We start from the raw sequence: 26,559 nt of genomic DNA, 5'->3' as shown, positions 1-26,559 counted from the left end.
GGCGACGACGTGGTCGAGCCGCTCCTCGAGTCGGTCCACGGGCCCGGTGACGTTCGGAAAATAGGCGGTACGTCCCCCGGTGTCGGCATTCGCCGCGGCCACCGCGGTGCCGACTGCCGTCACCCTGTCGAGGAACGGCGCCGGGCTCTGATCCACCAGTCCGTGGTCGTCCTTGATCGCGTCCACGCCGGCGCGCGTGAACGTCGTGGCGAGGTCGGCCAGCTCCTGACAGCTCCGCCCTATCGGCTTGATGGCGGCGCTAACCAGAGGCCGGCCGCCCTCCGCCCCGACCATCTCGCGTAGGCCCTCGATGCCGTAGCGTGGTCCGGGCAACGCCTCCAGCACTTCTGCCGGCAAGATCAAGTCGACGAGACGCACGCCGTTCATGAGCGATACGTTGCCATACGCTACATTGACGACCTGCAACAGCTCGGTCCCCGTGACCTCGAGCGCGTAGGAGATCGTGGCGTCGAAGCCGTCCTCAGGGAGCGCTGCGATGTCGTCCACCTGGCCGAGCAGCCGTCCTTCGAGCGTGCCGCCCACAACGCCGGGAGGCACCTCGAGCGTCTGCTCCCGTGCGATGGCCCGCGCGATCTCCGTCGCCGCGTCGTACGTGGGACACCGAAGCCGATAGGTGGCTACAAGCCGGCCGGGCTGTTGGGGCTCGATCATCTGCTACAGGTCTCGTCGGTATCGTGGATCGATTCGTGCATCGCCATCCAGGATAGCAGGACCCAGGGCGCCCCTGCCACTCAGCACCGGCTGACTCGCAGGTCGAGTCCCGAGACCGATTGCGCCCGCAGGAAGACCAGCCGAGAATAGAGCCCTCCTTCCCCCGTCTCCTTCCCCTGTCTCCGTCCCAGGCTACGACTATGCTACGGCGCTTCTCCTCTCTCGGGGTCACGCGAATCCTGCTCACCGTACTTTCGGTCCTCCTCTCCGGATGCGCAGAGGACAGTGCGTCGTCCGGATCTGCGGGGCGCGGGATCCTCATCGAAGGCGCGCTGGTGCTCGACGGTACGGGCGCTGAAGGCGTGGTGACCGACGTGCGCGTACAGAACGGCCGGATCGAGGCCGTCGGAGAACTGAGCGCCTCCGAGGGGGAGCTCGTCATCGACGCGACCGGCCTCGTCCTGGCTCCCGGATTCATCGACACACACAGTCACCATGACGGGGGTCTGCTCGACAACCGAGATGCGCTGGCCGCTCTCAGTCAGGGGATCACCACCATCGTCGTGGGCCAGGACGGCGGCTCTCGCTTCCCGCTGAGTGACTTCTTCCAGGAGCTGGAAGACACGCCACCCGCGGTCAACGTCGCCTCGTATGTGGGGCACGCCGTGGTGCGCACGGCGGTCCTGGGCGACGACTACCGACGGTCAGCGACCGCGCTCGAGGTCCAGGCGATGCAAGAGGTGCTTCGCGGCGAACTGAGTGCGGGAGCGCTGGGGCTCTCCACGGGCCTGGAGTACGACGTCGGGCTCGATGCGACCACGGACGAGATCGTAGCCCTCGCCCGCGAAGCCGCGGCGGTGGGCGGCCGGTACATCAGCCACATGCGGAGCGAAGACCGACACCTCTTGGAGTCGATCGAGGAGATCATCCGGATCGGCCGAGAAGCCGACATCCCGGTGCAGATCTCTCACTTGAAGCTCGCGATGAAGAGCCTCTGGGGGCGAAGCCCCGAGATTCTCGCGCGTCTCGACAGGGCGCGGGAAGAGGGGGTCGACATCACCGCGGACGTCTATCCCTACGAGTTCTGGCAATCCACGATGACCGTGCTCTTCCCGGAGCGGGACTTCGACAACCGCGCGACCGTCCAGTTCGTGCTCGACGAGCTCGCGCCTCCCGAAGGGATGTTCATCGCGCGCTACGACGCCGAGCCGTCCTACGTCGGGCTGTCACTCGAGCGCATCGCCGAGCTCCGCGGAGAAGACCCGACGACGACCTACATGGCGCTGATCGCCGAATCCCAAGCCCTGGCGAAGCAGACCGGCCGGGGGACCGAGAGCATCATCGCGCACAGCATGCATCCCGACGACATCGCCACGCTCCTCTCCTGGCCCCACACGAACGTCTCGAGCGACGGAGGTCTGGCGGGGCGGCACCCTCGCGGTTTCGGAGCGTTCACACGCGTCCTGCGTGAGCACGTTCGCGAGACCGGACACCTGTCGTTACCCGACGCCATACGCAAGATGACCAGCGCGTCCGCCGAGCATGTGGGCATTCTCGAGCGCGGTACGATCCGGCCCGGCGCCTACGCCGACCTGGTTCTGTTCGACCCTGAAACCGTGGCGGACCGCGCCACCTCCGATGACCCGAACGAGCCGTCGGTTGGAATCGACCGGGTGCTGGTGAACGGAACCATCGTCTACGAGAACGGCCACGTGACCGACGCCCGGCCCGGGCTCGTGATCCGGAGGAACGACCGATGAACAGACTCGTTGCGGCTGTCCTGGCCCTCTGCTGCGTCCCTCTCGTCGCGGGCATGTCCCATTCCCGACCAGACCCGAGCTCCTCGGCACCCGACTGGGAGGCCGTGGACGAGATCTTCGCGGCGTACGACCACACGGACACACCGGGCTGTGCGCTCGGGGTCGTGCAGGGCGGTGAGCTCGTCTACGCGCGCGGGTACGGGATGGCGAACCTCGACTACGGGATCGCGATCACGCCGCAGTCCGTCTTCCGGACTGGCTCGCTCGCAAAGCAGTTCACCGCCGCGGTGATCGCCATCGCCGCGAGGGACGGGGCGCTATCGCTCGACGACCCGGTCAGGAAATGGATCCCGACGCTTCCGACCTATCCATCGGACCCGACGATCGGGCACATGGTGCATCATACCAGCGGACTTCGCGACTACCTGACCCTGATGTCCCTCAAGGGCCTGCGCGGCGACGATTTCTATACGGACGCGGAAGTCCGCGAAGTGGTATCGCGTCAGCGTGAGCTCAACTTCACTCCGGGGGCCGAGTACCTATACTCGAACTCCGGATACTTCCTGCTCGGCCAGATCATCCGTGAAGCCACCGGGATGTCGCTCCGTGAGTACGCTCAGGAGAAGATCTTCGGACCTCTGGGCATGACCCACTCACACTTCCACGACGACCACAATCATGTCGTCCGGAGTCGGGCCACAGGCTACGCGCCCGAGGACGATGGCTACCGGATCTCGATGACTACGCTCGACATGGTCGGCGACGGTGGAGTGTTCACCTCGATCGAGGATCTCGTCCATTGGGTGAACTCTCTCAACGACGACAGCCTCGACGACGGGCTTACTCCTCTCCTGGAGACTCGAGGAATCCTCAACACCGGTGACACGATCCCGTACGCCTTCGGCCAGACCCACGGGGAGTACCGGGGACTCCGGACCGTAGGGCACGGCGGCGCCTTCGTGGGCTTTCGGGCAAACATCACCCGATTCCCGGAGCAGGGCACGTCATTCATGACGATCTGCAACCGCGCGGACGCCGTCCCTGGGCAGTTGACCCGCCGCGTCGCCGATGTCGTGCTGGCCGAACACCTCGGTCCGCGCGCCGCACAGACCCCTCGCGGTTCCGGAGCTGCGCCCGCTCCAGAGCCGGGTCCCGTGACGAACGTCGACGACTACGTCGGGAGCTACTACAGCCCCGAACTGGACGTCGAGTATGTGCTTTCCCGGAATGAGGAGGCGCTACGCCTCCGGGTCGGGCAGGGAATCGACGGCGAGCTACTCCGGGTTTCTGAAGACACGCTCGTTTTCCGTGGCCGGACGTTCCGCTTCAGCCGCGATCAGGGTCGGGTCACCGGGTTCGAGGTAGACGCCGGAAGGGTGCAACACGTTGCGTTCGTTCGGGAGGAGTCGGGCCGGTGACAGGCAGGTAGACCGCCCCCCCCTCGGCCTACAGCCAACCCCCGCGAAACTTTCTTACCACCGCCTCCGTCTGGATCACGGTCTACAAAGTGGACCGCATGACGGGAGAGAGGTCGTGGCACGCAAGTCGTTTCTCGGAGAGTTCGAGCAGATGGTCCTGCTGGCCATCCTGCGGCGGGGTGAAAACGCCAACGCGCTCGAGATCCGCCGTGAGTTGGAAGAGAGCGCCCACCGCAAGGTCGCCAAGGGCGCCTTTTACACGACGCTCGATCGGCTCGAGAAGAAGAAGTACCTGACCTGGACCGCGCGCACGGTCGCCGAGGGGCGTAGCGGGCTGCCGCAGCGTCACTTCAAGGTCACGCGCCAGGGCATCGCAGAGCTGCAGAAGTCGCGTGAGGCGCTCCACAACCTCTGGCAGGGTCTCGACGGGGTCTGGGAGGCCCGGTGAGCGACATGCGGCAGGCGCCTCCGCGCCTCGCGGACGCTCTTCTCGAACGCTGGCTGCCGGCCGGGGTGCTGGGCATGAGCATCCTCGGCGACCTGCACCAGGAGTACGAGGAGCTAACAGGCGCTGAGGCGCTCCGCTTCCCTCGCCTCTGGTACTGGCGATCCGCCCTATCCCTCAGCGCGTGCTATGCGCTGCTCGCACTCAAGAACTGGCTTCTGACACCGGCCTCCGGTGAATCGATCGTAGTGGAGATGATGATGACGATGATGGCGGACCTTCGCTTCGCGTTCAGGATGTTGCTCAAGACGCCCCTGCTCTCGCTGATCGCGATCGTGACGATCGGGCTCGGTGTGGGGCTCACCACGCACACCTTCAGCTCGGTGTACGGGTCGATCCTGCGCGGGCTACCAGTGCCCGGTGAAGACCGCCTCATGCACGTCGACGCGAACCGCCTCGAGCTGGGCATCCCGTCAATGGACATCGCGCTCCACGACTACCTCGATCTCCGTGAGCAGCAGACATCCTTCGAGGACCTCGCTTCGTTTCGCCAGGTAACGGCGAACCTCGCTGGCGAGGACGGGGCGCCTGAGCGGTTCGCCGGAGCCTTCGTGAGCGCGAACGCGCTCTCGAGCCTGGGAGTGCTGCCCGAGTTGGGCCGCACTTTCCTACCGGGAGAGGACACCTTCGGTGCCGCCCCGCTCGTGGTCCTGGGCTACCACGTCTGGATGAACCGCTTCGGCGGTGATCGTGGAGTTCTGGGGAGGACGATCCCGGTGAACGGCCAGCTGACCGAGATCGTCGGAGTGATGCCCGAAGGGTTCCGTTTCCCCTTCCGCGAAGACGTGTGGATCACGCACCGCCAGGATACGTCGGTGCCGCGGGGCGAGGGACAGGACCTGAACGTCTTCGGCAAGCTGAAGGAAGGCACGAGCGAGGAGACGGCCCGCGCCGAGCTCAATGCGATCGCAGCACGCCTCGCCGAGGCGTACCCCGAGTCCAATGAGGGCATCGGCATGGGCCTGCAGCCGTTCGAGGAACGCTTCATGCCTCCCGAGATCCGCGCCATCATGTGGGTCATGCTCACCGCGACGTTCGGTGTCCTGCTCATCGCGTGCGCCAACGTGGCCAACCTCTTGCTGGCCAGAGCTTCGATGCGCTCGAAAGAGGTCGCGGTCCGGATCGCGATGGGCGCGGGCCGCCTTCGCGTGATCCGACAGCTCATGGTGGAGTCCTTGTTGCTGGCCTTCTTGGGTGGTCTTCTCGGCCTCGGCTTGAGCGCCTTCGGCGTCTATCTGTTCAATGCGGCGATCGCGAACATCGTCCGGCCCTACTGGATCGATATCCGCATGGATCTGCCGGTGCTTGTGTTCTCCCTGATCGTTACCGCGGTCGCTACGGTCGCAGCCGGCGTGTTTCCCGCTGTGCGAGCGTCGGGCGTCAAGATCGGAGATGTGCTCAAGGACGAGACGCGCGGCTCGTCGAGCCTGCGCCTGGGCCGCTTCAGCTCTGCGCTGGTCATCACGGAGATCGCGGTATCGTGCGGCCTGTTGATCGGCGCCGGTTTCATGATCAAGAGTGTCATCAACGTCGGCAACGTCGAGCTCGGATTCGAAACCGAGAACGTGATGACGGGCAGAGTGACGCTGTTCGACACCGACTATCCGGACGCCGAAAGCCGCGATCAGTTCTTCCAAGCGCTCAAGGAGCGTCTCGAGTCAGAGCCCGGCGTCGCCTCGGCAGCCCTCGCGGTCAGTCTGCCGGGCCTTGGAGGCGGGCGGTACTACATGGCGGTCGAGGGCGAGGCATACGCTACCGACCGCGACTATCCCATCGCCCACGGCACCGTCGTCAGCGAGGATCTCTTCGCCACACTGGGAGTCGATCTCACGGAGGGACGGGACTTCAATGCGCTCGAGACCACCATCGGCGGCGACGACGTGGTGATTGTCAACGAGAGCTTCGTCGACCGGTTCCTGGATGGCGGCCCCGCGCTCGGCAGACGCGTGCGATTGGGTATCTCGACCTCCGAGCGCCCCTGGATGACGATCATCGGGGTCGTGCCGGACATGCATGTCGGGGGCGGCGTAGGGGGCATCGGGGACGACAAGATCAGTCCAGTGCACGTATACATGGCCAAAGGCTCGCTCGATTACTCGTCGTTCTCGTTCGTGGTTCGCACGCGGACCGGCGCTCCCGACATCGCTGGCCGTGTCCGCGCGATCATCTCCGAGCTCGACCCCAACCTGCCGGTGTACGAGCTTCAGCCGCTGGGGGGCGCGCTCGAGCAGGCGACCTGGGCGTTCGCGCTGTTCGGCTCCCTTTTCACGATCTTCGGAATCGCGGCGCTGTTCCTCGCCAGCGTGGGGCTGTATGGAGTGATGGCCTTCTCCGTCAGCCAGCGCCGCCAGGAGATGGGCGTGCGCATGGCGCTGGGGGCGGAGCGCGGCGCCATCATGAGGCTGGTGCTCCGCAAGGGCGCGGTCCAACTCGGGATTGGGACGGTCGTTGGAATCGCGTTGGGCGCCGGTATGGGTCAGCCACTCAAGTTCGTGCTCTACGGCGTGGAGACCGGCGACCCGGTCGTGTACGGCAGTGTCGTCGTGACGCTCGTCGCGGCGGGGCTGGTCGCCTGCATTCTGCCGGCGCGGACCGCGACGCGCACCGATCCGGTGGTGGCGATGCGCTCCGGTTGACGCTCCGGCTCAACGCTTCAGATAGGTCTCCGTCTGGCGCTCGACGATCTCCACGAGATTCCCCATTGCAACCGAGACGTCGATGAGATGTAGACCCCACACAGCGCTCACCTGGCCGCCGATGACCAGGTCGCCGGGGATGTCATCGGCGCGAGCGTCGTCGGGATCCCCCTGCACCGTCACCTCGAGATACGAGTACCCGTTCTTCTGCACGCACTCGCCACGGACCAGGCCGGGAGTCCTCACGAACTCGGTCTCGATGGTCTTGGCGGGCTCCGTCCACTGGGTGGGTGACGGCACGCCCAAGATACTTCCGCCAAAATAGGCATCGAGCTCACCGGGTCCGCCACCTAGGGCGGCGGGATTGGTGCACCCGGCCACCATGCCGTCCCCCTCCGCCAAACCGAAGAAGCTCTGCTGGGGCGGAACGGTGGAACGGAAGGTCATGTAGGTGATCGCGCAGCCGATCTGGTCGGCCGAGCGGCACAGAGGCATGTGGTCGAACGAACCGCCGACGTCCTCGCCCTCAGGCACCGCCACGCTGCCCCCGAGCAGAAACGCAGAGATGATCCGATCCTGTACGGGTTGCCCGTCGATCTCGGCTGAGATCATTTGCACGAGCACGCCCGTACCCTGCGAATGCCCCATCAGGATGACGCCGCGTCCGTCGTTGTCGTGCTCGAGATAGTGATTCCAGGCGTCAACTACGTCGTTGTACCCCAGCGTCGTATCCATCTCCATCGAGCCGCCCGAAATGCGCGAGGTGAGAGCGGCCAAGGTCATCGACCGGTACATCGGTGCGAACAGGCGACATTTCGAGGCGAAGCGGGCCAGCTGCGAGCGCACGACTCCGTTCTCTCCGGGTCCGGGCACCATGTCGCTGTTTCCCGTCTGGTCGCGGGAGACCGTCGGGTAGACGTAGAAGCAGTCGACCGGCGCATCCGGATCGGCCGCCCACGCTTCGCTCGTCAACGAGCCGTCCGGCGCGACCACTGTCGTGGTCAGGTCGAGCGCGCAAGCGTCGTCGCGACCGGGCAGGCACAGCCAGTTTGCGGGATCGCCGTAGTCGTTCGAGGCGGGAGCGGCCCCGGCCGATTGGGCGAGAAGCGAGGGACCGCTGGCGAGCAAGGAACCGAACGCCACAACGAAAGCCGGGAGGTAGAGTCTGCGTCGACGCATGATTCACCTGATCTCACTTGGGTTCGCCCCGGATCGTTCCGGGAGGTCGGTAATACTGGGGCAGGTCCCCGCACTCCGCGAGTCGCCGGGCTGGTATTGGCCGTATGTGGGCACCCGCCTCAGGCGTTACGTAGCGACTGACCGCTCGCACTCCTATTCTGCGTGCCCATGCGGAGCTACGCAGTCCTCACATTCCTGAGCGCGCTCCTGCTGTTCATGGTGCAGCCGCTCATGGCCCGTGCCGTCCTCCCGTGGTTCGGGGGGGCGGCGTCGGTGTGGACCACGAGCCTGCTCTTCTACCAGACACTGCTCTTCGGCGGGTACGCGTACGCATACCTCGGACGACGTCTCGGAGTGCGGCGGCAAGCGGTGCTGCACCTGTCGCTCGTAGCCCTCTCGCTTTTTCTGCTTCCAGTGACGCCCGCCGAAGCGTTCAAGCCCACAGGACCGGAGTCGCCGACCTGGAAGCTGCTCGGACTGCTCATGGCGTCGGTCGGGGCTCCGTACTTGCTGTTGGCGGGGACCACACCCCTGCTGCACGACTGGTTCGGTCGGGGAACGCCGAACCGCTCTCCCTACCGCCTCTATGCCGTGTCCAATGCGGGCTCGCTGCTCGCGCTCTTCCTGTATCCCACGGTGGTCGAGCCGCTCATGGCAGTGCGGCGCCAGGGAGTCGCCTGGTCGTGGGTGTACGGAGCCTTCGCGCTCGGGCTCGCGGGGCTGGTTTGGCGCATCGCCGAGCTCCCCGCAACCGAGGGATCGACGACTCGCGCCGCGTCTGGGCAGTCGACGCCCGCTCCCTCCCGGGGCGAGCTTCTCTTCTGGGCTGCCCTCGCCGCTTGCGGGACCGGGCTGCTCATGGCGATCACGAACATGATCACCATGGACATTGCATCGGTCCCGTTGCTGTGGGTGGTCCCGCTCGCTCTCTACCTGACGACGTTCGTCCTGGCATTCGGGGGGGCATACCGGCGGACCACCTGGGGCGCGTTCCTGGTGCTAGGCTTGGGGGCGACGGCGCTGCTCTGGGCCGGCGGCTTCGCGCTTCCGGTTCTCATCCAGATCCTGCTCGGATGCGGAGTCCTGGTCGCGGGGTGCATGGTCTGCCACGGGGAATTGGCAAGAACCGCCCCGCACGCCGAACACCTCACCGTGTTCTACCTCACGATGGCCGGCGGTGGGGCACTCGGTGGGCTGGCGGTCGCGATCCTGGCACCCGCCGTGCTCTCGGACTTCTACGAGTTCCCCGGCTTCGTGCTGCTCGCCTACGCGCTGCTGCTCGTCGCGATGCGGAGAGATCCGGACTCGGTATTGCGTGGGCGCGCGGCCTCTGCAGCCGGGATCTCGTTGTTGGCGGTGGGCGTCGTGGCTGCCGCCGGCTTCGTGCTTCCTACGCTGCGCACGATGGACGGGACGATCGCGACGGAGCGCAACTTCTACGGCGTGCTCCGCGTGCAGGACCGGCCCGCAGGAATCCTGTCGGACATGCGGGTTCTGCGGCACGGCCGCATCTTCCACGGCGCGCAATATTTGGACGCCGAGCGCGCAGCGCTACCGACGGCGTACTTCACGTCGGGGAGCGGCGCGGCACAGGCCATTCGCAGCCATCCCCGTCGTCGCTCCGGGGAGGCGCTGAGCGTCGGAGTGATCGGTCTGGGGGTGGGCACGCTCGCGGTGTGGAGCCGGCCCGGGGACACCTTCCGCTTCTACGAGATCAACCCTGCCGCCGAGCGTCTCGCGCGCGAGTACTTCACGTTCCTCCGCGACGCGGCGGCAGAGGTCGAGATCGTGCTCGGGGATGGCCGCATCATGCTCGAGCAAGAGCTGGCCGCAGCGACCGGCAGGCCCCGGTACGACGTCCTGATCATCGACGCGTTCTCCGGAGATGCCGTGCCGGTGCACCTGCTCACGCTCGAGTCGCTCGAGCTGTACAGGCGTGCCTTGGCCCCAGGTGGCGTGCTGGTACTCCAGATCACGAACCGCCACGTCGACCTGGAGCGTGTCGTGCGTGGGCTAGCAGACGCCGCAGGTCTACAGGCTCTGCGTTTGGACCAGGCCCCGCTCGAGGGCAGCGGGGGTATCCGCAACGCTTGGATGTGGCTCGCGGCCGAGGGGACACCAGCTCCGGAAGGCGCCAACGTAACCGATCCCACTCAAGCCACCCCGGTCCTTTGGACGGACGACTTCAGCAACCTGATCGGGGTCCTACGATAGGCGTGCTCCAACGATCCCTGTCCGTCCGATGATCAGCGACGAATGACGCGCACGACGCGTCCCTGCGCATCCACCCCTATCTTCGGCCCGATCCAGATGTCATTGCGCAGATCGATGACCAGCCCCTGTCGGCGCGCGGCCGCCGCACCGATGAGGGGAAGGGTGAACGGATCGGCTTGCGTTACGTCGACGCGGTAGCCCACGTCGGCGAGCGATTGGATCGAGATCGCGCTCAACGGTTCAAGGCCGGCGTCCAGCTCGGGCGTCATGAGCTCGAAGAAGAGTACGGATTCCCGCCAATGGCCGTCCGCCCTTCCCGCTTCGCCGTCGTTCTCGACCGGGACCTTCTCGCCTCCGGTGTAGCCAGTTCCTCCGGCGGCGTCGAACGCGGCAATCGCGAGGGGGCCCACAAAATGTGTGTCCGCACCGGGATTCCCGACAGAAGGGTTGCGGATCAGCTCGGCGCGCGGCCACATCGTTCCGATGCCCAGCACATGACCCATCTCGTGGAGGATCACGCTTGTCAGCGTCCCGTTCAATTCGAGTTGGCTCAGGTCGGCGGTGTCGAACTCCATGAACCCGACCACAGGTAGCCCGCTCGCGACACGGAAGGTACAGAAGGATGCGCTCCCCAAAACGTTCCCGGGTCCGTCGATCGAGTCGAGGCGCACGTAGATCCTGATGTCGTCTACGATGTCGCTGATCGCGGGCAGCCATTGCACACCACACGCGCCGGCGTCTTGGGGTTGGTTCTCGAAGGAGATGTCGAAGATGTCGAAGGGGAGAATGCTCTCCCAGCGCGTGGCCGCGGTCGTGAAGGCGTCGTTCTGCACGCTCGTCGGAGTGTCGAGGAACACGAGCTCGATATCGTACGGCAGCACCTCGAGACCCGTAGTCACGCTCAGCGTGCCACCCGAAAATGCCTCGAAGGCGTGGATCAGGATGTGGTAGGTACCGGGCAAGGCGGCGTTGATGCGACACGACTCGTGCGAGTGGCACTCGTACCCGTCGCGCGTCGCGGGTCGGTCTCCATGTTGTACGTACATGTCCACGTGGCCGTCGGGACCGCTGGCGTACGTGAAGTCGATCGAGCCGTCTTCCGCGGTGAGCTCGAAGGCGAACAGCAGCTCGACGTTCAAGGCGGCTCCAATGCCAGTGATGGGCGTCCCGGCCACTAGCGCGGTCTGGGCGGAAACCGCCACGGACTGCACGGACGTGTTGTTGTTTTCGTCGGACTCGGTGACCGCCCCATTGGCATCGACCACCACGCTGAGCGCACGCACGCCCATGGCGAACGGTCCGGCCGTGAACGCCACGTTCTCGGTCACGGAGGGCGCGATCGGGCCGACCGTCTGCGTCGCGGCCTCCACGCCATCCACGAGGAGCTGAACCGAGAAGGAGACCCCTGTCGTGGCCGTGCCACTATTGGTGACGGACACCGTGACCGTCACCGTCTCGAGCGTCGTCGGGTTGACCGGGCTGACCGAGAGCGCTCCGACCACCAGATCCGGCGTGGGGACCACGGCCGTCGCCGTGAATACGACCGCAGGGAATCCGCCTGCGGTCACCGTCAGCGCGGCGGCCCCGATCCCCGATCCCATCGTCCAGATGCTCTGGGCTGTTCCGTCTGAGCCGGTCGTAACAGTGGCAGCACTCACGGTGCCACCACCCCCCGTGACCGCGAACGTGACCTCAACGTCCGGGACGCCGTTGCCGAACTCGTCCTGAACCTGAACCACGATCGTATCGGAGAGCGGCTGGTCGACCGCGCCGCTCTGGAGATCCCCCGAGGACTTCACGAGGGTTGCCGCCGCCGCCGCTAACCCCGTCGCAGAGACTTGGAGCAGTGGGGACGTCCCGCCCGCCACGGAAACGTCGAGCCGCTGGAGCCCGGCGGTTGCGCCGAGCGTCCAGGTTGTCGAGGCGAGTCCCTGGGCATCGGTCGCGACCGTCGAGTCACCGACCGCCCCACCGCCCGAGCTGACGACGAATTCCAAGTTCGCGCCCTCGACAACCGTTCCTCCCGCGTCTTCGGCGCGGACGACCACGGCTTGCCCGAGCGCCTGCCCCACCGTAGCGCTCTGGTCGTCGCCGGAAACGATCGCGAGCTGCGTGGCAGCCTGCTGTACAGTGACGGCCACCGTGCCGGACAGGCTACCCGAGGTGGCGGTCACGGTCGCGGTTCCGTTTTGAACCGCGGTCACGAGGCCCACGGCGTCGATCGTGGCCACTGAGGGATTGTCAGTCGACCAGCTGATCGTGCCACTGAAGGGCTGACCGTTCTGGTCGCGGATCGCTGCGCTGAGCGTAACTGTGGCGCCCAGGAAAGACAGCGTGACGGAAGTCAGCGAGATGCTGATGGTCGTCGCTCGCGGGGTGTCGGGCCCTGTGGTTCCAGGGCCGTCCGAACCGCCGCAGCTCGTGAGCCCCAAGAGCAGCAGGGACAACAGGAATGAGCCGACTCTCGAATGTCTCACTGGCACCGCCTCAAGGGAAAAGAGTGTTCCGCGCCCGGGTTTCATACGTCGTGACCTGAGTAATCCCTACAGCTACGCCGCTGAGTGGATGGCCTCCGTAGCCCTCCGGGCCAATCGCTTTTTCGTCTGACAGGAAAAATGGGGTTGGGTTGGGAAGCGGGAAAGAGAGATGCACCAGCGGCTGCTTGCCGCTGGTTGCACGCGCTATTCGATGACGACAGCTGTATCGAGCTCGATTCCCGAAGCGATTGCCATCCCTTGCTGCCGATGACCCGGGTGGGTCTCGAACCCACGACCTACGGATTAAAAGTCCGTTGCTCTGCCAGCTGAGCTACCGGGTCTGCCATCAAGATACGGGGACCCGCAGAAAGGTGAAGCGGCGCTAGGGGTCACTCTAGTGGATCGTGACGAACGGCCGCAGCGGCTGACTCAGCACCGCCGCCGCGATCGCAATCCCTTCCAGGAAACTCCCCACCCGAATATTCTCGTTCGGGCTGTGCTGATTGTTATCGGGGTTCACCGTCGGGACGGTCACAGCGGGAATGCCGAGCGTCGACACGAACGGCGAGATCGGAATCGATCCGCCACTGGTACGGATCTTCACCGGTTCTTCGCCGAACAAGTTCACGAACGCCGCGCTGAGCCAGAGCCCAGGTTCTGAGTCGAACTCGGTCCTGAAGGCCGCGTAGTCGACACGAGCGTCGAAGCGCGCCAGGCGGCCATACGTCTGCCGCTCGTCTTCAGTGGGATCTCGGTCGTCCAAGACGTGATAGCCGAGACCCTCGATGTGGTCGCGAATCATCCCCAGCAGTCGCCAACCGTCCGTCTCCGGGACAAGCCGGACGTCCACCTCCGCAACGGCCGTGGCGGGCACGATGGTTCTCACTTGGTCTCCGACCCAGCCGGACTCGAGTCCACGTACGTTGAGCGACGGCCATTGCACGGCCTCCTGCAATGTCTCGGCTACGCCGTCCGTCTCGGCGATGCCGAGCCGTCTCATGACCTCCACCTCGTCGTCTGGCACGGCGTCGAGAATTCTTTGCGTCGCGTCATCGATCTCGATGCCATCGTAGAAGCCGGGGATCGTCACACGCCCGCGCTCGTCCTTCATCGACGCGAGAATCTGAGCAAGGCGGAGGCCCGGGTTGGGTGCGTAATTGCCGTAGTGGCCACTGTGCTGAGGCACCCGGGGACCGTATGTCGTGAGCGTAAAGCTCGCGAAGCCGCGCGCGCCGAACTTGAGCGACGGCCGTCCCGAGTAATGCGGAGGGCCATCGAAGATGATCAGCATATCCGCCGAGAGCTTCTCCGCGTACTGCTCGATCGCGGCGGGCAGCACGGGTGATCCCATCTCCTCCATCGTGTCGATAATGACCTTCAGGTTGTAGTCCGGCACAGCACCGGCCTGCGCCATGAGATCGAGAGCCAGGAGGAACTGGATGTTCGGCCCCTTGGAGTCCGCCGCCGAGCGCGCGTAGATCCGCCAGTCGGGGTCCACCTCGTCCTGAAGACGCGACCACGATATCGCTCGGAACGTGCCGGTCCCGTCGTCCTCCTTGAGTTCCGCTCGGTAGGGACTCTCCTGTTGCCACGCCGACAGATCCACGGGTTGGCCGTCCGCCTGCAGGTACACGAGCACGGTGGCGACCGGATTGTCGACCCGGCGCTCCGCGAACAACAAGTCGTTGGCGCTCGTGAGCAGCCGCTCGGTCGTGAAGCCTCGCTTGGTTAACGCCGCGTCGAGCCAGCTGATGAGCCGGTCGATGTCCTCCGGGAAGTGCGCGTCGTTGGGAAAACCGAGGTACTCACGAAACAACTCGATCGAGGGCACCGCCTCGGCCTCCACGAACGAGCGAATCTGCCCGGGGCTCAGCTGAGCAGAGAGCGGAGGGCAGGCCAGCGCAGCCACGACAGCACTCAACATGAATCGACGGAGCGTCGGCATACGGTCGTCCTCGTTGGTCTTCGGGACTCGACCTACTGATCTCAAAGGTCGAGCGAGAACTTAAGCCCGGTAAAGGTAAGGCGATGATGGGGGGTCACGCCTAACTCGTCGATCGCGGCACGATGCTCGGCGGTGCCATACCCGACGTTCCGCTCCCAACCGTAGCCGGGATAGCGCAACGCCAGGCGCCGCATGAGTCGATCGCGAATCACCTTCGCGACGATCGACGCGCAGCCGATCGAATGGATGAGCGCGTCGCCGTGCACGACGGCCTCGTGCTCGCGCCCGAGGTACTTCACGTGGAGGCCGTCGACGACAATGTGGCCGGGAGGTGCCGGCAGATGGTCCAGCGCGCGCTGCATCGCGACGGTCGTGGCGCGAAGGATGTTGCGGCGGTCGATCTCCTTCACGGAAGCTGCACCGACTCCGACCGCACGCGCCGACCTCAGGATCACCGCATGGAGTTCCTCGCGCGTCTCCTTGGTGAGTTGCTTCGAGTCGTCGGCACCGTCGATGCACACACCCTCGGGAAGCACCACCGCGGCGGCCAGGACCGGTCCCGCGAGAGGCCCCCGACCCACTTCGTCGACTCCTGCCACAGAAAGACCGCGGCCCCAGAACCGTCGCTCGTACTCGAGCAGGTCCTGGGGCTGCGACGTCCCGTCGTCGTCCGGCTTCATACCGGCGCTGGACTTCAGCGAGCGGTACGTTTCTCCGGGATGCGGGCGGCCTTACCACGCCGGCCGCGGAGGTAGTACAGCTTCGCGCGGCGCACGCGCCCACGACGTATGACCTCGACCCCGGAAACCGTGGGGGCGTGCAGCGGGAAAATACGCTCGACGCCAATACCGCTCGATATCTTGCGGACCGTGAAGGTCTCGTCGACTCCACCGTGCTTGCGCGCGATGCACACACCCTCGAACGCCTGGATGCGCTCCTTCGTGCCTTCCCGAACGAGATAGAGCACCTTGATCGTATCGCCAGGACCAAACTCGGGAAGTTCGTCGCTCCGGAGTTGCTCTTTCTCGATTTCTTTGATCACGTCAGACATCTTCGACTCCACGGCACGGCCGGAGACGGTTTCTTGATAGACCTTTAAGGTAATCACGACTTTTCAGACCGTGAAGTCCCGACATTGGAGGGTAGTGGGTCAGTTGACCGACTACCCGTGGGAGACCCAACGATGACCGAGCTCACGCTCACTCGTGAAGACTTCGAGCTGGCGCGTGGGCGGGTGGCTCCGCACACGTACCACACGCCGATGCTGACCTCCCGCTCGCTCAGCGAAGCGAGCGGATTCGACGTGCGCCTGAAAGCCGAGCTCTTCCAGAAGGGCGGCTCTTACAAGGTGCGTGGCCCGACGAACCTGATCGCTCAGCTGACCGACGAAGAAAAAGCCCGTGGCGTGATCTGCTCTTCGGCCGGCAATCACTCTCAGGGTGTGGCGATCGCCGCGCGGCAGTACGGTGTGCAGGCGGTCGTTTGCATGGCCGAGAACGCTACACCCTCGAAGATCGCCGCCACGGAGGAGTATGGGGCCGAGGTGGTGCTGCACGGCACCATCTGGGACGAAGCCAACGAGAGAGCGCTCGAACTCGTGGAGGAGCGGGGGCTCACCTACGTGCACCCGTTCGACGACCCGCGGCTCATCGCGGGTCAGGGCACCGTCGGCCTCGAGATCATGGACGACTTCCCCGAGGCCGAGGTCGTCGTAGTACCCATCGGCGGTGGCGGGCTGATCTCCGGGGTTTCGATGGCGGTCAAGAGCATCAATCCGGATATCCGAGTGATCGGCGTGGAGTCCTCGGGTGCGCCGGCAATGAAGCTGAGCATCGAGGCAGGGCACAGAATCACGCTCGACGAGGTCGACTGCGTCATCGACGGTCTCACGGTGAAGCGCGTCGGAGAGAACACGCGCTCGGTCGTCTCACGCTTCGTGGACGAGATCGTCACGCTACCCGACGAGCAGATCTTCGAGGCCGTGCTCTGGCTGATGGCCCGCGCGAAGCTGGTCGCGGAAGGGGCTGCCGCCGCTCCGGTCGCTGCGTTGCTGCAAGGCTTGATCGAGGCGCCCCCTGGCACCAAGGTGGTCGTGGTACTGAGCGGCGGGAATCTGGACGTGGAGCAGCTGCGCGGGATGCGCTGGAACTAGCGGTCCGGGACTTCGCGGCCTCTCCGCTCGTTCGTGATCCGCTCCGCTTGCTCGCTCCGCCACTGCTCGATCTTGGCGTGATCCCCCGACCGCAGCACCTCCGGCACCGCATGGCCACGATACTCGGGTGGTCGCGTATACGACGGAGCGCTGATGAGTCCTTCGTCGTAGAACGAATCGGTCGCGGCCGCGTCGTGATCGCCGAGTGCACCGGGCAGCAGTCGGACCACGGCGTCCGTGATCGCGAGCGCACCGATCTCACCCCCCGACAGCACGTAGTCCCCCATCGATATCTCGTCGGTCGCAAGATGCTCGGCTACACGCTGGTCCACGTCCTTGTAGTGCCCACACAAGAGCGTGAGCTCCTCCCCTACGCTGAAGCGAACGGCGTCCGCGTGCCGAAACACGCGGCCTCGCGCAGAGAGGAGAACGATCGGTCCCCCGGGCTTCACACTGTCGATGGCCTCGAAGAACGGTTCCGGCTTCATGATCATACCGGCGCCTCCACCGTAGGGTACATCGTCTACCGTGCGGTGCTTGTCGTGTGTGTAGTCCCGCAGATCCACAAGCCGGTACTCGACCAGTCCGGCCTCCGCGGCCCGCTTCGGAATCGAGAGCCCTAGGGGCCCCGCGAAAAAGTCCGGGAAGATCGTAATGATGTTGATGCGCATGGCAGTCAGAGGTCCAGTAGGCCATCCGGTGGATCGATCACGATGCGCCTCGCTTCCGTGTCGACCTCGACAACGATGTCCCTCAGGAAGGGGACCAGAACCTCCCGGTCCGGCCCTCGCACGTCGAGCATGTGCGCGGGACTGAGCTCATATACTTCGGTGATCTCGCCGACGTAGGCGCCGTCCGTCGTCTCAACGCTCATGCCGAGCAGTTGGTGGTAGAACACCTCGCCCTCCGCCAGAGGCTCGAGGGCCTCGGTCTCCCGGAAGAGGTACCGACCGCGCAGCAGATCCGACTGATGCCTGTCCTCAATTCCGCCAAAGGCAACGAGGTAGCCTTGGCGGTGGGCACGAACGGCTTCGATGCGCAGCGGTGGCAGGTCCGGATCCGGCTCGTCGGAGTCCGCTTCGCCCAGACGCAGAACCACCCCGGGAGCGTATACGCCCTCGGGGTGGTCCGTCAGCGGCCACACGAAGAGTTCACCTTTGGTGCCGTGGGACTTGTTGATGTGCCCCACGACGAGAAATCGCGGGTCTTCCCGACCCATGACTCAGAGCTGTCCGAGGCCTACTCGGACTTCTCCTCATCGTCAGCTTCCTCAGCGTTGGCGTCAGCCGCCGCCTCCGCGGCAGGCTCACTCTCCTTCTCGGCCGCCGGCTCATCACCAGCTGCCTCTCCCGTCGCCTCCTCGGCACTTTCTTCCTCGGCCACGGGCTCTTCCTCAGCCTCCGCTTCGGGAGCAGTCTTTTCCTCGGCCGCGGGTTCTTCCTCAGCCTCGGCTTCGGGAGCACTTTCTTCCTCGGCCACGGGCTCTTCCTCAGCCTCCGCTTCGGGAGCAGTCTTTTCCTCGGCCGCGGGTTCTTCCTCAGCCTCTGCTTCGGCAGCAGCCTCTTCCTCGGCTGCGGGCTCTTCGGAGGCCTCGTCGGCCTCGGCGGCAGCAGCTTCAGCCGCGGCGGCATCGGCAGCGGCCTTCTGTGTAGCCGCGACTTCTTGTTCGGCCTTCTGCTCCGCGGCGCGGCGCGCGGCGAGTTTCTCCGCGCGACTCGCCTTGCGCTCCTGAGGATCAACCTCTCCTAGCGCGACCTTCGCGTCACCGCCGCGGCGGGCCTTGGCGATCAGCGATTTCATCGTGGCGGAAGGCTGCGCGCCTTCCCCTAGCCAATGATCGACACGCTCGAGATCGAGCACGAGACGTGCCGGGTGCGACAAGGGTTTGTAGTAACCAAGCGTCTCGATAAATCGGCCATCTCGGGGCGAGGCGCTATCGGCCACTACCACGCGATAGTGGGCCTTTTTCTTCCGGCCCGTACGCCGGAGACGAATCTTTACGGGCATCTTCTCTGGGGTTCTGACGACATATCCGCCCCGCGCGGGGCGCGGAGGTGCGTCCATCGGCCTAGTTAGGCACAGATTTGGACAGGCGCGAAGAATATACGAGTCTAGCGTGGCTGTACAGCGCTCGGGGAACCACCGCCACCCATCATCCCTTTCATTTGTTTCATGAGCTTCTGCATCTCTTTGAACTGTTTCATGAGGCGGTTGACCTCTGAGACGGGACGACCGCTCCCCTTTGCGATGCGGGCACGCCGCGAACCGTTGAGGACCTCAGGCTTTCGACGCTCTTGTGGGGTCATCGAGAGGATGATCGCCTCCACGTGCTTGAAGCGCTTGGGGTCGAGATTCGCCGCCGGAATGTTCATGCGGGCGGTCCCGGGGATCAGCTTTATCAGTTGATCGAGCGGGCCCATCCTTTGGACCTGACGCATCGCGACGAGGAAGTCCTCGAGCGTGAAGCGTCCCTGCCCGAGCACCTTCTCTTGCAGCTTCTCTTGCTCCTCCTGGTCGAACGCGACCTGGGCCCGTTCGACGAGGCCGATCACGTCGCCCATCTGGAGGATTCGGCCCGCGAGGCGTTCGGGATCGGCGATGTCGAGATCGTCCATGCCCTCGCCCACGCCCACGAACTTGATCGGCTTGCCGGTCACGCCCCGAATGGAGAGCGCCGCTCCACCACGCGCGTCACCATCCATCTTGGTCATCACGATGCCCGTGATTCCGAGCGCGTCGTCGAAGCCCTGCGCGATCTTCACGGCCTCCTGGCCCGTCATCGCGTCCGCGACCAGCAGGATCTCGGTGGGCTGGACCGCGTCCCGGATTCTTTCGAGCTCCTCCATGAGCGTCTCATCGATTTGCAGACGACCGGCGGTGTCGACGATCAACACCGAGTGCCCACCCTCTCGTGCCTTCTCGACCGCGGCGGCGGCAGCAGCGACCGGGTCGCCCCCGAACTCGCCCGCGACGACAGGCGCCCCGATCTCGTTGCCCAACGCCTGGAGCTGCTCGATCGCAGCGGGTCTCTGGAGGTCGCACGCCGCCAGCATGGGGGTCTTGCCCTCCCGGCCCAAACGCCGCGCCAGCTTCGCTGCAGATGTGGTCTTCCCGGAGCCCTGGAGCCCGACCAGGAGGATCACCGTAGGGTCCTCGGCCGCAGTGGCGAGTGTCGGACGGCCTTCTCCGAGCAGGTGGGCGAGCTCGTCGTGCACGATCTTCACGATCTGCTGTCCAGGCGAGACGGCCTTCAGCACCGCCTCCCCGAGGGCCCGCTCCTGCACACGCGCGAGGAAGTCCCGCGTGACCCTGAAGTTGACATCGGCCTCGAGCAGAACGCGCCGCACCTCTCTGAGCCCCTCCTTGATCATGGGCTCTGTTAGCACGCCTCGTTGACGGAGCTTCTTCAGAGCCCCATCGAGCTTCTTACCGAGTTCGTCGAACATCGAGCGGGAATCCTCCCATCTCCGCCGCCAACCGGGTCGCCGCTCCAGCGACCGCGCAAGGGCCAAAAGCTAACCGTGGCGCAGCGTCAGCAACCCTTTGTCCGTACGCGTGCCAGAGCACCACGGGTTCGACGGTGCTGCCCTTTCGCGGCACGCACTTTGCACTATAAAGTACTGTGAATATGGAAGTCCGGATGAGTCCAGTTCTTGGAGGCAGTCGATGACCGCGTTGGGCGAGTTCCTATTTCCGGCACCGGCTCGCCTGACCCCGGGGGGAATCATCAAGTGGTGGGAGCGACGCAGGCTGCCTTACAACCTGTTCGTCGGCAGTGCCGGCGTGCTGACGCTCGCGCTCTCCCACCTCATCGTCGCGCTGCCACCGTCTGGTGAAGCCGTGCCACTCCTCTGGGCACCGATAGCCTTCTTCGCGGTCATGGCGAACGTCTGCTACCTGTTCGGGCCCGTCACCGAGATCCTCGTCACCAAGATCTGGGGGGACCAGCTACTTCCGACTGGACCCGTGCTGTACCGGATCGGACTCACTTTCTCGGTTGGGCTCGCCCTGCTGCCAACGCTGATCATATCGGTCGGATGGGTGGTGCGGCTGGTAGGCGCAATCTTGATCAGCCAACCGGGATGATCTGACTCCGCTTCGTCCCCACCGAGACCCACTGGACGGGCGCGCCGGAAAGCTCCTGGATGCGGTCGAGATACGCGCGCGCGTTGGCAGGCAGATCCTGGAGCCTGTGCACGTCCCCCGTCGGCGCCTCCCAGCCGGGTAGCGACTCGTAGATCGGCTCGACACCGGACAACGACCAGGTGTCGGCCGGGAAGTTCTCGGTGATGCTGCCATCGGGCATCCGGTAGGCAGTCGCGACCTGGAGCGTCGAGAGAGTGTCGAGCACATCGAGCTTCGTCACCGCGAGACCTGTGAGGCCGTTTACCCGGGCGGCATGCCGCGCCAGGACGGAGTCGAACCAGCCGCAGCGGCGAGGCCGCCCGGTCGTCGCGCCGAATTCGCCCCCCAGAGTACGAACGTGCTCGTCCATCTCGGGCGAGAACGCGCTCGGGAGCGGCCCCTCACCCACACGGGTCGTGTACGCCTTCACGACACCGACCACGGCGTCGATGGATGTCGGTCCGATGCCTATCCCGGTCGCTGCACTCGCGGCCGTCGTATTGGACGACGTCACGAAAGGATACGTACCATGGTCGAGATCCAGCGCGGTGCCCTGCGCGCCTTCGAGGAGCACGCGCTTCCCGGCATTCAGCGCGTCGGTGATTTCGGGCCCGGTGTCGGTGGAGATCGAGAGCAGGCGCTCACCCAGGCTCAGCGCCTCTTGCATCGCGGCGTCGAGCTCGTCAGTAGCGGCCGCACCGAGCTGTTCGAGACGGCGCGTGACGCGCTCTTGCGCGGCCGCGACGCGCTTGTGCAGCCGCTCCGGGTTGCCCAGGTCGGCGACGCGCAGGCCGCGCCGACCCACTTTGTCCTCGTACGCGGGCCCAATGCCGCGGCCGGTCGTGCCGATCTTCGTGTCGGCGGCACTCTCGACCGCCTTGTCGAGTAGTTTGTGGTACGGCAGCAGGAGCTGCGCACGCCTGCTCACCCCGACCCGCCCATCGAGCTCGATACCTCGCTCGAGCAAACCGTCGTACTCCTCGAAGAACTGACGGATATCGAGCACCACGCCGTTGCCGAGAAGGCAGCGCTTGCCTTCGTGCAGGACTCCCGACGGGATCTGGTGGAGGATGAACTCCTCCTCGCCGACGTGGACCGTGTGGCCCGCGTTCGCGCCGCCCTGGTAGCGAGCTACGATGTCGACGTCCTCGGCGAGCACGTCCACGATTTTGCCCTTCCCTTCGTCTCCCCATTGACACCCGACGACGACGGTACAGGAACCCTGAGGTGGCATCTTTCCCCGGCGCGGTCAGTGGCTGTGGAGCGCGGGAATTCAGGCACGAAGAACGGGCCTCCCCGCGCGGGGGCCAGCCCGTTGACAGATCTTTCCTTTGGGAAAAGCTAGGCGCGCCGGGAGGGGGTGTCAACGAAGCTTGGACATGCGAGGCAAGGAGTCGGAGGGTGGGCTGTGCGGCACCATACGATACCTTCGTCGCATGTCTCGATCGCCTTCCAGCGGCGCGCTCGTCCTAGCCGCGTGCCTCGCTTCAGGGTCCCCCCTGGCGGCCCAATGGGTCGAGCCGCCCGGTCAGGGATGGGTCGCACTCACTACCTACCATCAGGACACTCGCGACGTCTACGACCTGCAAGGAAGAAAGGACACCTTCGTCGGAGCAGGCCACGTCATCGCCACCGCCTCGTTCCTCACGGTGGCCAGGGGGCTCACCCGTGGCGTCGACGCCTGGGCACAGTTCTCGTTCCTGAGGCTGCGCTTCAGTGACCTCACGGGCGAGAGCACGGCGACGGGGGTCGGCGACACCCGCTTCTACGTGCGACTGAACCCACTGCTCTTGGTCGGCATGGACCTTCCGGTCGCCGTCCGAGCAGGGGTAAAGCTACCTGTCGGAGACTTCGACGTCGGCTCCGATCAGCTCCCGCTCGGCGACGGCCAACGCGACTGGGAGATCATGCTCGAAGGGGGATGGTCCTTCTACCCAGCGCCGTTCTACTTCATGTCTTGGGCGGGATACCGGTGGCGGGAGGCCCGCGACGGGGGTCGCACGGATTTCGGCAACGAGAGATTCTTCTACGCCGCGCTCGGTGGCACCGCCCTCCTCGACTTCAAGTTCGCGGTCGAGGGATGGTACGGGCAGACACCCGTGTTCAACAACGTGCTAGCCGTGGGTGCCGAGCGGGAATTGCTGCGCCTCGGTCCTTCCCTACTTCTGAACGTCGGACCGGGCCAGCTCGAAGTCGGAGCTCGGATCCCTCTGAGGGGACGCAGCTTGCCGGCGGGTGAGGAGTTGGTGCTCGGCTACTTCACCCGCTTCGGAGGGTGAGCTCAGCCGGACGACGCCTGCCATGACGTTCAGACGCTCGCGACGGTCAGGAGACTCGCTGCGTCGAGAATCCTTCGCACTTCTTCCACGCGAGCTTCCGGCAGGGGGGCGAGCGGCGGCCGTGGACCTCCGCCCCGCAGCCCCAACAGATCGAGTGCGGCCTTGATGCCCGGGGCGCCCATGCCGCCCACGATCTGGCTGTGCACGGGAGCGATCCGCTCCTGCCAGCGTCCGGCGTCGGCGCTGCGTCCTTCTCGGAACGCCACTGAGATCTCAGCGGCCTCGGCGGGGGCCATCAACCCGACCGCGACAATGCCCCCGACCGCTCCGATCTCCAACGCACCGTAGAGCAACGCACCGCTGCCCACGAGCACCTGGAAGTCATCGACACACGCCTCGACCAGCTCTGCGAGCAATCCGAGCTCCCCTCGCGAATCCTTGATCCCGACGATGTTGGGATGCCTGGACAGCTCCGCGATCAGTCGGGTCGAGAGCTCGAGCGTGCTCAGGCGCAGTGGCACCTGGTAGATGAGGACCGGAACCGGAGATGCATCCGCGACGGCCCTGTAGTGTCGCGCTAGGATCTCCGCCGACATCGCCGCTTTGAAAAAGGCCGGCGGGCTCACGAGCACGGCCTCGGCGCCCGCGTCCGCCGCTCGCTGCGTCATGCGGATCGTGTGGCGCGTAGACTCCGCCCCCGTGCCCGCGATGATCAACGCATCCTCAGGCACCACGTCGCGCGCTGCCTCGAGCAGCGTGACGCGCTCGTCCTCGTCGAGGAAGACCGATTCGCCCGTCGATCCGGCCACCAAGATTCCGCGGATCGGGTTCCCGAACCAATGACGGAGATTCGCCCGAAACGCGATGACATCGACGTCCCCGGTCACCGGGTCGAACGGAGTGGTTACCGGTAAGAACGTCCCGCTGAAGTCGACCATGCCCGGCTGTCAGCCTCTGTACATCTGGGTCATTTCGTCCGGGAGATCTCGCTTGCCGCCTTCGCTCGTGCCCGGGTCGCTGAACATGCGCATCTTCAGGTCGAAGTCCGCCGGGCTGTTCACGGCGGCCTTGGCGACCTCAAAGTCGACCACGTCGTTTCGCACGAGGTCTATCAGATGCTGATCGAAGGTCTGAGATCCGTAGTGGTCCCTGCCCTCTGCGATCAGGTCCGCGATGTCGTCGATGCGCTCGGGGTCCCGGATGCAGTCGCGGATCGTCGCCGTCACGGGCATGATCTCCATCGCCGCCACCCGGCCACCGGCCTTCTTCTGAACGAGGCGCTGCGAGATCACCGCCTGTAGGGACTCGGAAACACGGATGCGGATCATCTCCTGCTCTTCGGCCGGGAAGACCGCAATGATGCGGGAGATCGTCTGGACCGCGTTCCTCGTATGCAGGGTCGACACGACCAAGTGCCCGGTTTCCGCCGCCTTGAGCGCTGTTTCGATGGTCGTCTTGTCGCGCATCTCACCGATGAGGATCACGTCCGGATCCTGACGCAGCACAGCGCGCAGGCCCGTCGCGAACGACTCGGTATCGGTCCCGATGTCACGCTGCGTGATCGACGCCTTGTTGTCCCGGTGCAAGAACTCGATCGGGTTCTCGAGGGTGACGATGTGCACCTTTTTGTTCTGGTTGATCCAGTTGATCATCGCGGCCATCGTCGAGCTCTTGCCCGAGCCGGTGACGCCGGTCACCAGGATCAAGCCACGCTCGTGGGCGGCGAGCTTGTTGATGATCGGTGGCAACCCGAGACCCTCGACAGACGGAATCTCGATGGGAATGACCCGCATCACGATCATCGGCGAGCCACGCTGCTTCATGATATTGACGCGGAAACGGCCCACGCCCGGAATCCCCCAAGAGCAGTCGTAGTCGAGGAGCCGGTCGAAGTTCTCCTTGTCTTTCTCGTGCGGGATCAGCGACAGCGCGATCTTCTTCACCTGCTCGACCGACAACCTCTCCTGAGTCAGCGGCTGGAGATCACCGTGGATGCGGGCACGGATGAAGTCGCCCGCCTTGATGTGGATGTCACTCGCCCCGCGCTCGACCGCGGTTTTGAACAGCTCCTGCATGAAGCGCCTCCAGGACCTCGAACTTTCCTTGGTGATTATCGCAAGATAATGGGCAGACTACCTCAGCGCCTCCCGCCAGTTCAGGCCCATTCTTTGCTTCGCCTCCGCGAGCGTTTCGCGGGCGATCGCGCGGGCCTTTTGTGCTCCCTCGTCGAGGACACGGCGCACCCGGTCCGGATTCTCCAAGTACTGCTTCGCGCGCTCACGGTAAGGTGCGAAGGCGTCGGCGATGTTGTCGGAGAGGATGCGCTTGCAGTCCACGCACCCGATGGTGGCTGCGCGGCATTGAGTCTCGATGTCCGCCCGCGTCGCATCGTCCGTGAAGAAGGCGTGCAACGAGTAAACGTTACAGACCTCCGGACGTCCGGGGTCGTCCCGTCGGACTCGCTGGGGATCGGTGACCGCGGTGCGCACGCGCGCCCACACGTCGTCAGGCTCGGAGAGGACCGGCACGGTGTTGTTGAGCGACTTGCTCATCTTCGTCTTGCCGTCGAGCCCGAGTATACGGCCGACGTCTTCACCGATGAGCGGTTCAGTCACCGGGAAAGTGTCGCCGTACGCAGCGTTGAACTTCCTCGCGATCTCGCGGGTCAGCTCTAGGTGCTGCTTCTGGTCCGCACCCACCGGCACACCATCCGCCTTGTACAGGAGGATATCCGCTGCCTGCAGGATCGGGTAGTTCAGAATCCCGGCAGGAATCGACTCCAGGTTCTGTGACTTGTCCTTGTACTGAGTCATGCGCTCGAGGTCGCCAACGGGCGTGACCGCGTTCAGGAGCCATGCCAGCTCGGTGTGCTCGGGCACGTCGGACTGAACGAAGATGATCGCCTTTTCAGGGTCGAGCCCGACGGCGAGGTAAGAGACCGCGAGATCGAAAACCATCGCAGGCATCGATGCGGGGTCGCCGCCCGCGGTGATCGCGTGCTCGTCGACGATGCACCAGATGCAGTCGTAGTCATCCTGCATGCCCACCCAGCGGCGGAGCGCGCCAAGATAGTTGCCCAGATGAGCCTCTCCAGTGGGCTGCATACCGCTGAAGATGCGCTTCCTCGTACCCTTGCTTGAGGTGTCACTCATGAGAGGCCGAATGGAAGTTTGCGGATTCGTACGTTTTCGCAGGCG

Annotated in this window: 21 protein-coding genes and 1 tRNA gene; 8 read left to right on the top strand and 14 right to left on the bottom strand. The window is 65.2% G+C overall.

The annotated features are described in order from the left end of the window. The first annotated feature begins 872 nt into the window (after positions 1 to 872). The 4 genes from IIB36_02355 to IIB36_02340 all read left to right on the top strand — a co-directional run bounded on the left by IIB36_02355 (position 873) and on the right by IIB36_02340 (position 6,991). Complete coding sequence (locus IIB36_02355) at positions 873 to 2,432, top strand: D-aminoacylase (GenBank protein MCH7530586.1); 1,560 nt, start codon at positions 873 to 875, stop codon at positions 2,430 to 2,432. Next, positions 2,429 to 3,850, top strand: a complete 1,422-nt coding sequence (locus IIB36_02350; protein ID MCH7530585.1) for a beta-lactamase family protein — start codon at positions 2,429 to 2,431, stop codon at positions 3,848 to 3,850. The genes IIB36_02355 and IIB36_02350 overlap by 4 nt, the downstream gene beginning before the upstream one ends. Positions 3,851 to 3,965: 115 nt before the next feature. Continuing rightward, positions 3,966 to 4,298 (top strand): helix-turn-helix transcriptional regulator, encoded by a 333-nt coding sequence (locus IIB36_02345; protein ID MCH7530584.1) that lies wholly within the window; start codon positions 3,966 to 3,968, stop codon positions 4,296 to 4,298. After that, positions 4,295 to 6,991: an ABC transporter permease gene (locus IIB36_02340; GenBank protein ID MCH7530583.1), complete on the top strand. Its 2,697-nt coding sequence runs from the start codon at positions 4,295 to 4,297 to the stop codon at positions 6,989 to 6,991. Before IIB36_02345 ends, IIB36_02340 begins: the two co-directional genes overlap by 4 nt. A 9-nt stretch (positions 6,992 to 7,000) precedes the next feature. On the opposite strand, the gene IIB36_02335 is transcribed toward IIB36_02340, so the two are convergent. Next, positions 7,001 to 8,170: a DUF3089 domain-containing protein gene (locus tag IIB36_02335; protein MCH7530582.1), complete on the bottom strand. Its 1,170-nt coding sequence runs from the start codon at positions 8,168 to 8,170 to the stop codon at positions 7,001 to 7,003. A 168-nt stretch (positions 8,171 to 8,338) separates the two neighbouring features. On the opposite strand from IIB36_02335, the gene IIB36_02330 reads away from it, so the two are divergent. Next, complete coding sequence (locus IIB36_02330) at positions 8,339 to 10,384, top strand: fused MFS/spermidine synthase (protein MCH7530581.1); 2,046 nt, start codon at positions 8,339 to 8,341, stop codon at positions 10,382 to 10,384. Between the two features lie 32 nt (positions 10,385 to 10,416). On the opposite strand, the gene IIB36_02325 is transcribed toward IIB36_02330, so the two are convergent. The 5 genes from IIB36_02325 to rplS form a co-directional block, all read right to left on the bottom strand. Continuing rightward, positions 10,417 to 12,861, bottom strand: coding sequence for an Ig-like domain-containing protein (locus tag IIB36_02325; protein MCH7530580.1), 2,445 nt, complete (start codon positions 12,859 to 12,861; stop codon positions 10,417 to 10,419). 268 nt (positions 12,862 to 13,129) lie between these two features. After that, positions 13,130 to 13,202: transfer RNA gene (locus tag IIB36_02320), tRNA-Lys, on the bottom strand. A 53-nt stretch (positions 13,203 to 13,255) separates the two neighbouring features. Next, the gene (locus tag IIB36_02315) at positions 13,256 to 14,806 is read right to left on the bottom strand and encodes a M20/M25/M40 family metallo-hydrolase (GenBank protein ID MCH7530579.1); all 1,551 of its coding nucleotides are present in this window, start codon (positions 14,804 to 14,806) and stop codon (positions 13,256 to 13,258) included. 41 nt (positions 14,807 to 14,847) lie between these two features. Further along, entirely contained in the window at positions 14,848 to 15,486 is a 639-nt protein-coding gene (locus IIB36_02310) for a ribonuclease HII (GenBank protein MCH7530578.1), read from the bottom strand. A 14-nt stretch (positions 15,487 to 15,500) separates the two neighbouring features. Next, the gene (rplS, locus tag IIB36_02305) at positions 15,501 to 15,857 is read right to left on the bottom strand and encodes a 50S ribosomal protein L19 (GenBank protein MCH7530577.1); all 357 of its coding nucleotides are present in this window, start codon (positions 15,855 to 15,857) and stop codon (positions 15,501 to 15,503) included. A 132-nt stretch (positions 15,858 to 15,989) separates the two neighbouring features. Between rplS and IIB36_02300 the strand changes: the two genes are divergently transcribed. After that, the gene (locus IIB36_02300) at positions 15,990 to 16,958 is read left to right on the top strand and encodes a pyridoxal-phosphate dependent enzyme (GenBank protein MCH7530576.1); all 969 of its coding nucleotides are present in this window, start codon (positions 15,990 to 15,992) and stop codon (positions 16,956 to 16,958) included. Here IIB36_02300 and trmD read toward each other — a convergent pair. The 4 genes from trmD to ffh form a co-directional block, all read right to left on the bottom strand. Further along, entirely contained in the window at positions 16,955 to 17,629 is a 675-nt protein-coding gene (gene trmD, locus IIB36_02295) for a tRNA (guanosine(37)-N1)-methyltransferase TrmD (GenBank protein ID MCH7530575.1), read from the bottom strand. The genes IIB36_02300 and trmD overlap by 4 nt on opposite strands. 5 nt (positions 17,630 to 17,634) lie before the next feature. After that, positions 17,635 to 18,177: a ribosome maturation factor RimM gene (gene rimM, locus IIB36_02290; protein MCH7530574.1), complete on the bottom strand. Its 543-nt coding sequence runs from the start codon at positions 18,175 to 18,177 to the stop codon at positions 17,635 to 17,637. A gap of 20 nt (positions 18,178 to 18,197) precedes the next feature. Next, positions 18,198 to 18,965, bottom strand: a complete 768-nt coding sequence (rpsP, locus tag IIB36_02285; GenBank protein MCH7530573.1) for a 30S ribosomal protein S16 — start codon at positions 18,963 to 18,965, stop codon at positions 18,198 to 18,200. Positions 18,966 to 19,069: 104 nt separating this feature from the next. Further along, complete coding sequence (gene ffh / locus IIB36_02280) at positions 19,070 to 20,404, bottom strand: signal recognition particle protein (GenBank protein ID MCH7530572.1); 1,335 nt, start codon at positions 20,402 to 20,404, stop codon at positions 19,070 to 19,072. Positions 20,405 to 20,624: 220 nt separating this feature from the next. Here ffh and IIB36_02275 point away from each other — a divergent pair, with 220 nt between their 5' ends. Then, positions 20,625 to 21,044, top strand: a complete 420-nt coding sequence (locus IIB36_02275) for a hypothetical protein (protein ID MCH7530571.1) — start codon at positions 20,625 to 20,627, stop codon at positions 21,042 to 21,044. On the opposite strand, the gene IIB36_02270 is transcribed toward IIB36_02275, so the two are convergent. After that, a complete protein-coding gene (locus IIB36_02270) occupies positions 21,028 to 22,317 on the bottom strand; it encodes an adenylosuccinate synthase (GenBank protein ID MCH7530570.1) in 1,290 nt (429 codons plus the stop codon). The two genes, IIB36_02275 and IIB36_02270, sit on opposite strands and share 17 nt — an antisense overlap. A gap of 202 nt (positions 22,318 to 22,519) precedes the next feature. On the opposite strand from IIB36_02270, the gene IIB36_02265 reads away from it, so the two are divergent. Continuing rightward, positions 22,520 to 23,362 carry a transporter gene (locus IIB36_02265; GenBank protein MCH7530569.1) on the top strand — a complete coding sequence of 281 codons (843 nt, stop codon included), beginning with the start codon at positions 22,520 to 22,522 and terminating at the stop codon, positions 23,360 to 23,362. A gap of 29 nt (positions 23,363 to 23,391) precedes the next feature. Here the strand turns inward: IIB36_02265 and IIB36_02260 are convergent, their stop codons facing one another. The 3 genes from IIB36_02260 to trpS are packed head-to-tail and all read right to left on the bottom strand — an operon-like array spanning position 23,392 to position 26,514. Next, positions 23,392 to 24,300, bottom strand: a complete 909-nt coding sequence (locus tag IIB36_02260; GenBank protein ID MCH7530568.1) for a dihydrodipicolinate synthase family protein — start codon at positions 24,298 to 24,300, stop codon at positions 23,392 to 23,394. Between the two features lie 9 nt (positions 24,301 to 24,309). Next, positions 24,310 to 25,437 carry a type IV pilus twitching motility protein PilT gene (locus IIB36_02255; GenBank protein ID MCH7530567.1) on the bottom strand — a complete coding sequence of 376 codons (1,128 nt, stop codon included), beginning with the start codon at positions 25,435 to 25,437 and terminating at the stop codon, positions 24,310 to 24,312. A gap of 57 nt (positions 25,438 to 25,494) precedes the next feature. Next, a complete protein-coding gene (trpS, locus tag IIB36_02250; GenBank protein ID MCH7530566.1) occupies positions 25,495 to 26,514 on the bottom strand; it encodes a tryptophan--tRNA ligase in 1,020 nt (339 codons plus the stop codon). Positions 26,515 to 26,559: the final 45 nt, after the last annotated feature.

The sequence above is a fragment of the Gemmatimonadota bacterium genome (assembly GCA_022560615.1).
Taxonomy (GTDB): Bacteria; Gemmatimonadota; Gemmatimonadetes; order Longimicrobiales; family Gaopeijiaceae; genus UBA1138.
Note: the sequence above shows the minus strand (reverse complement) of the source record. Positions and strands in the feature narration are given on the sequence as shown.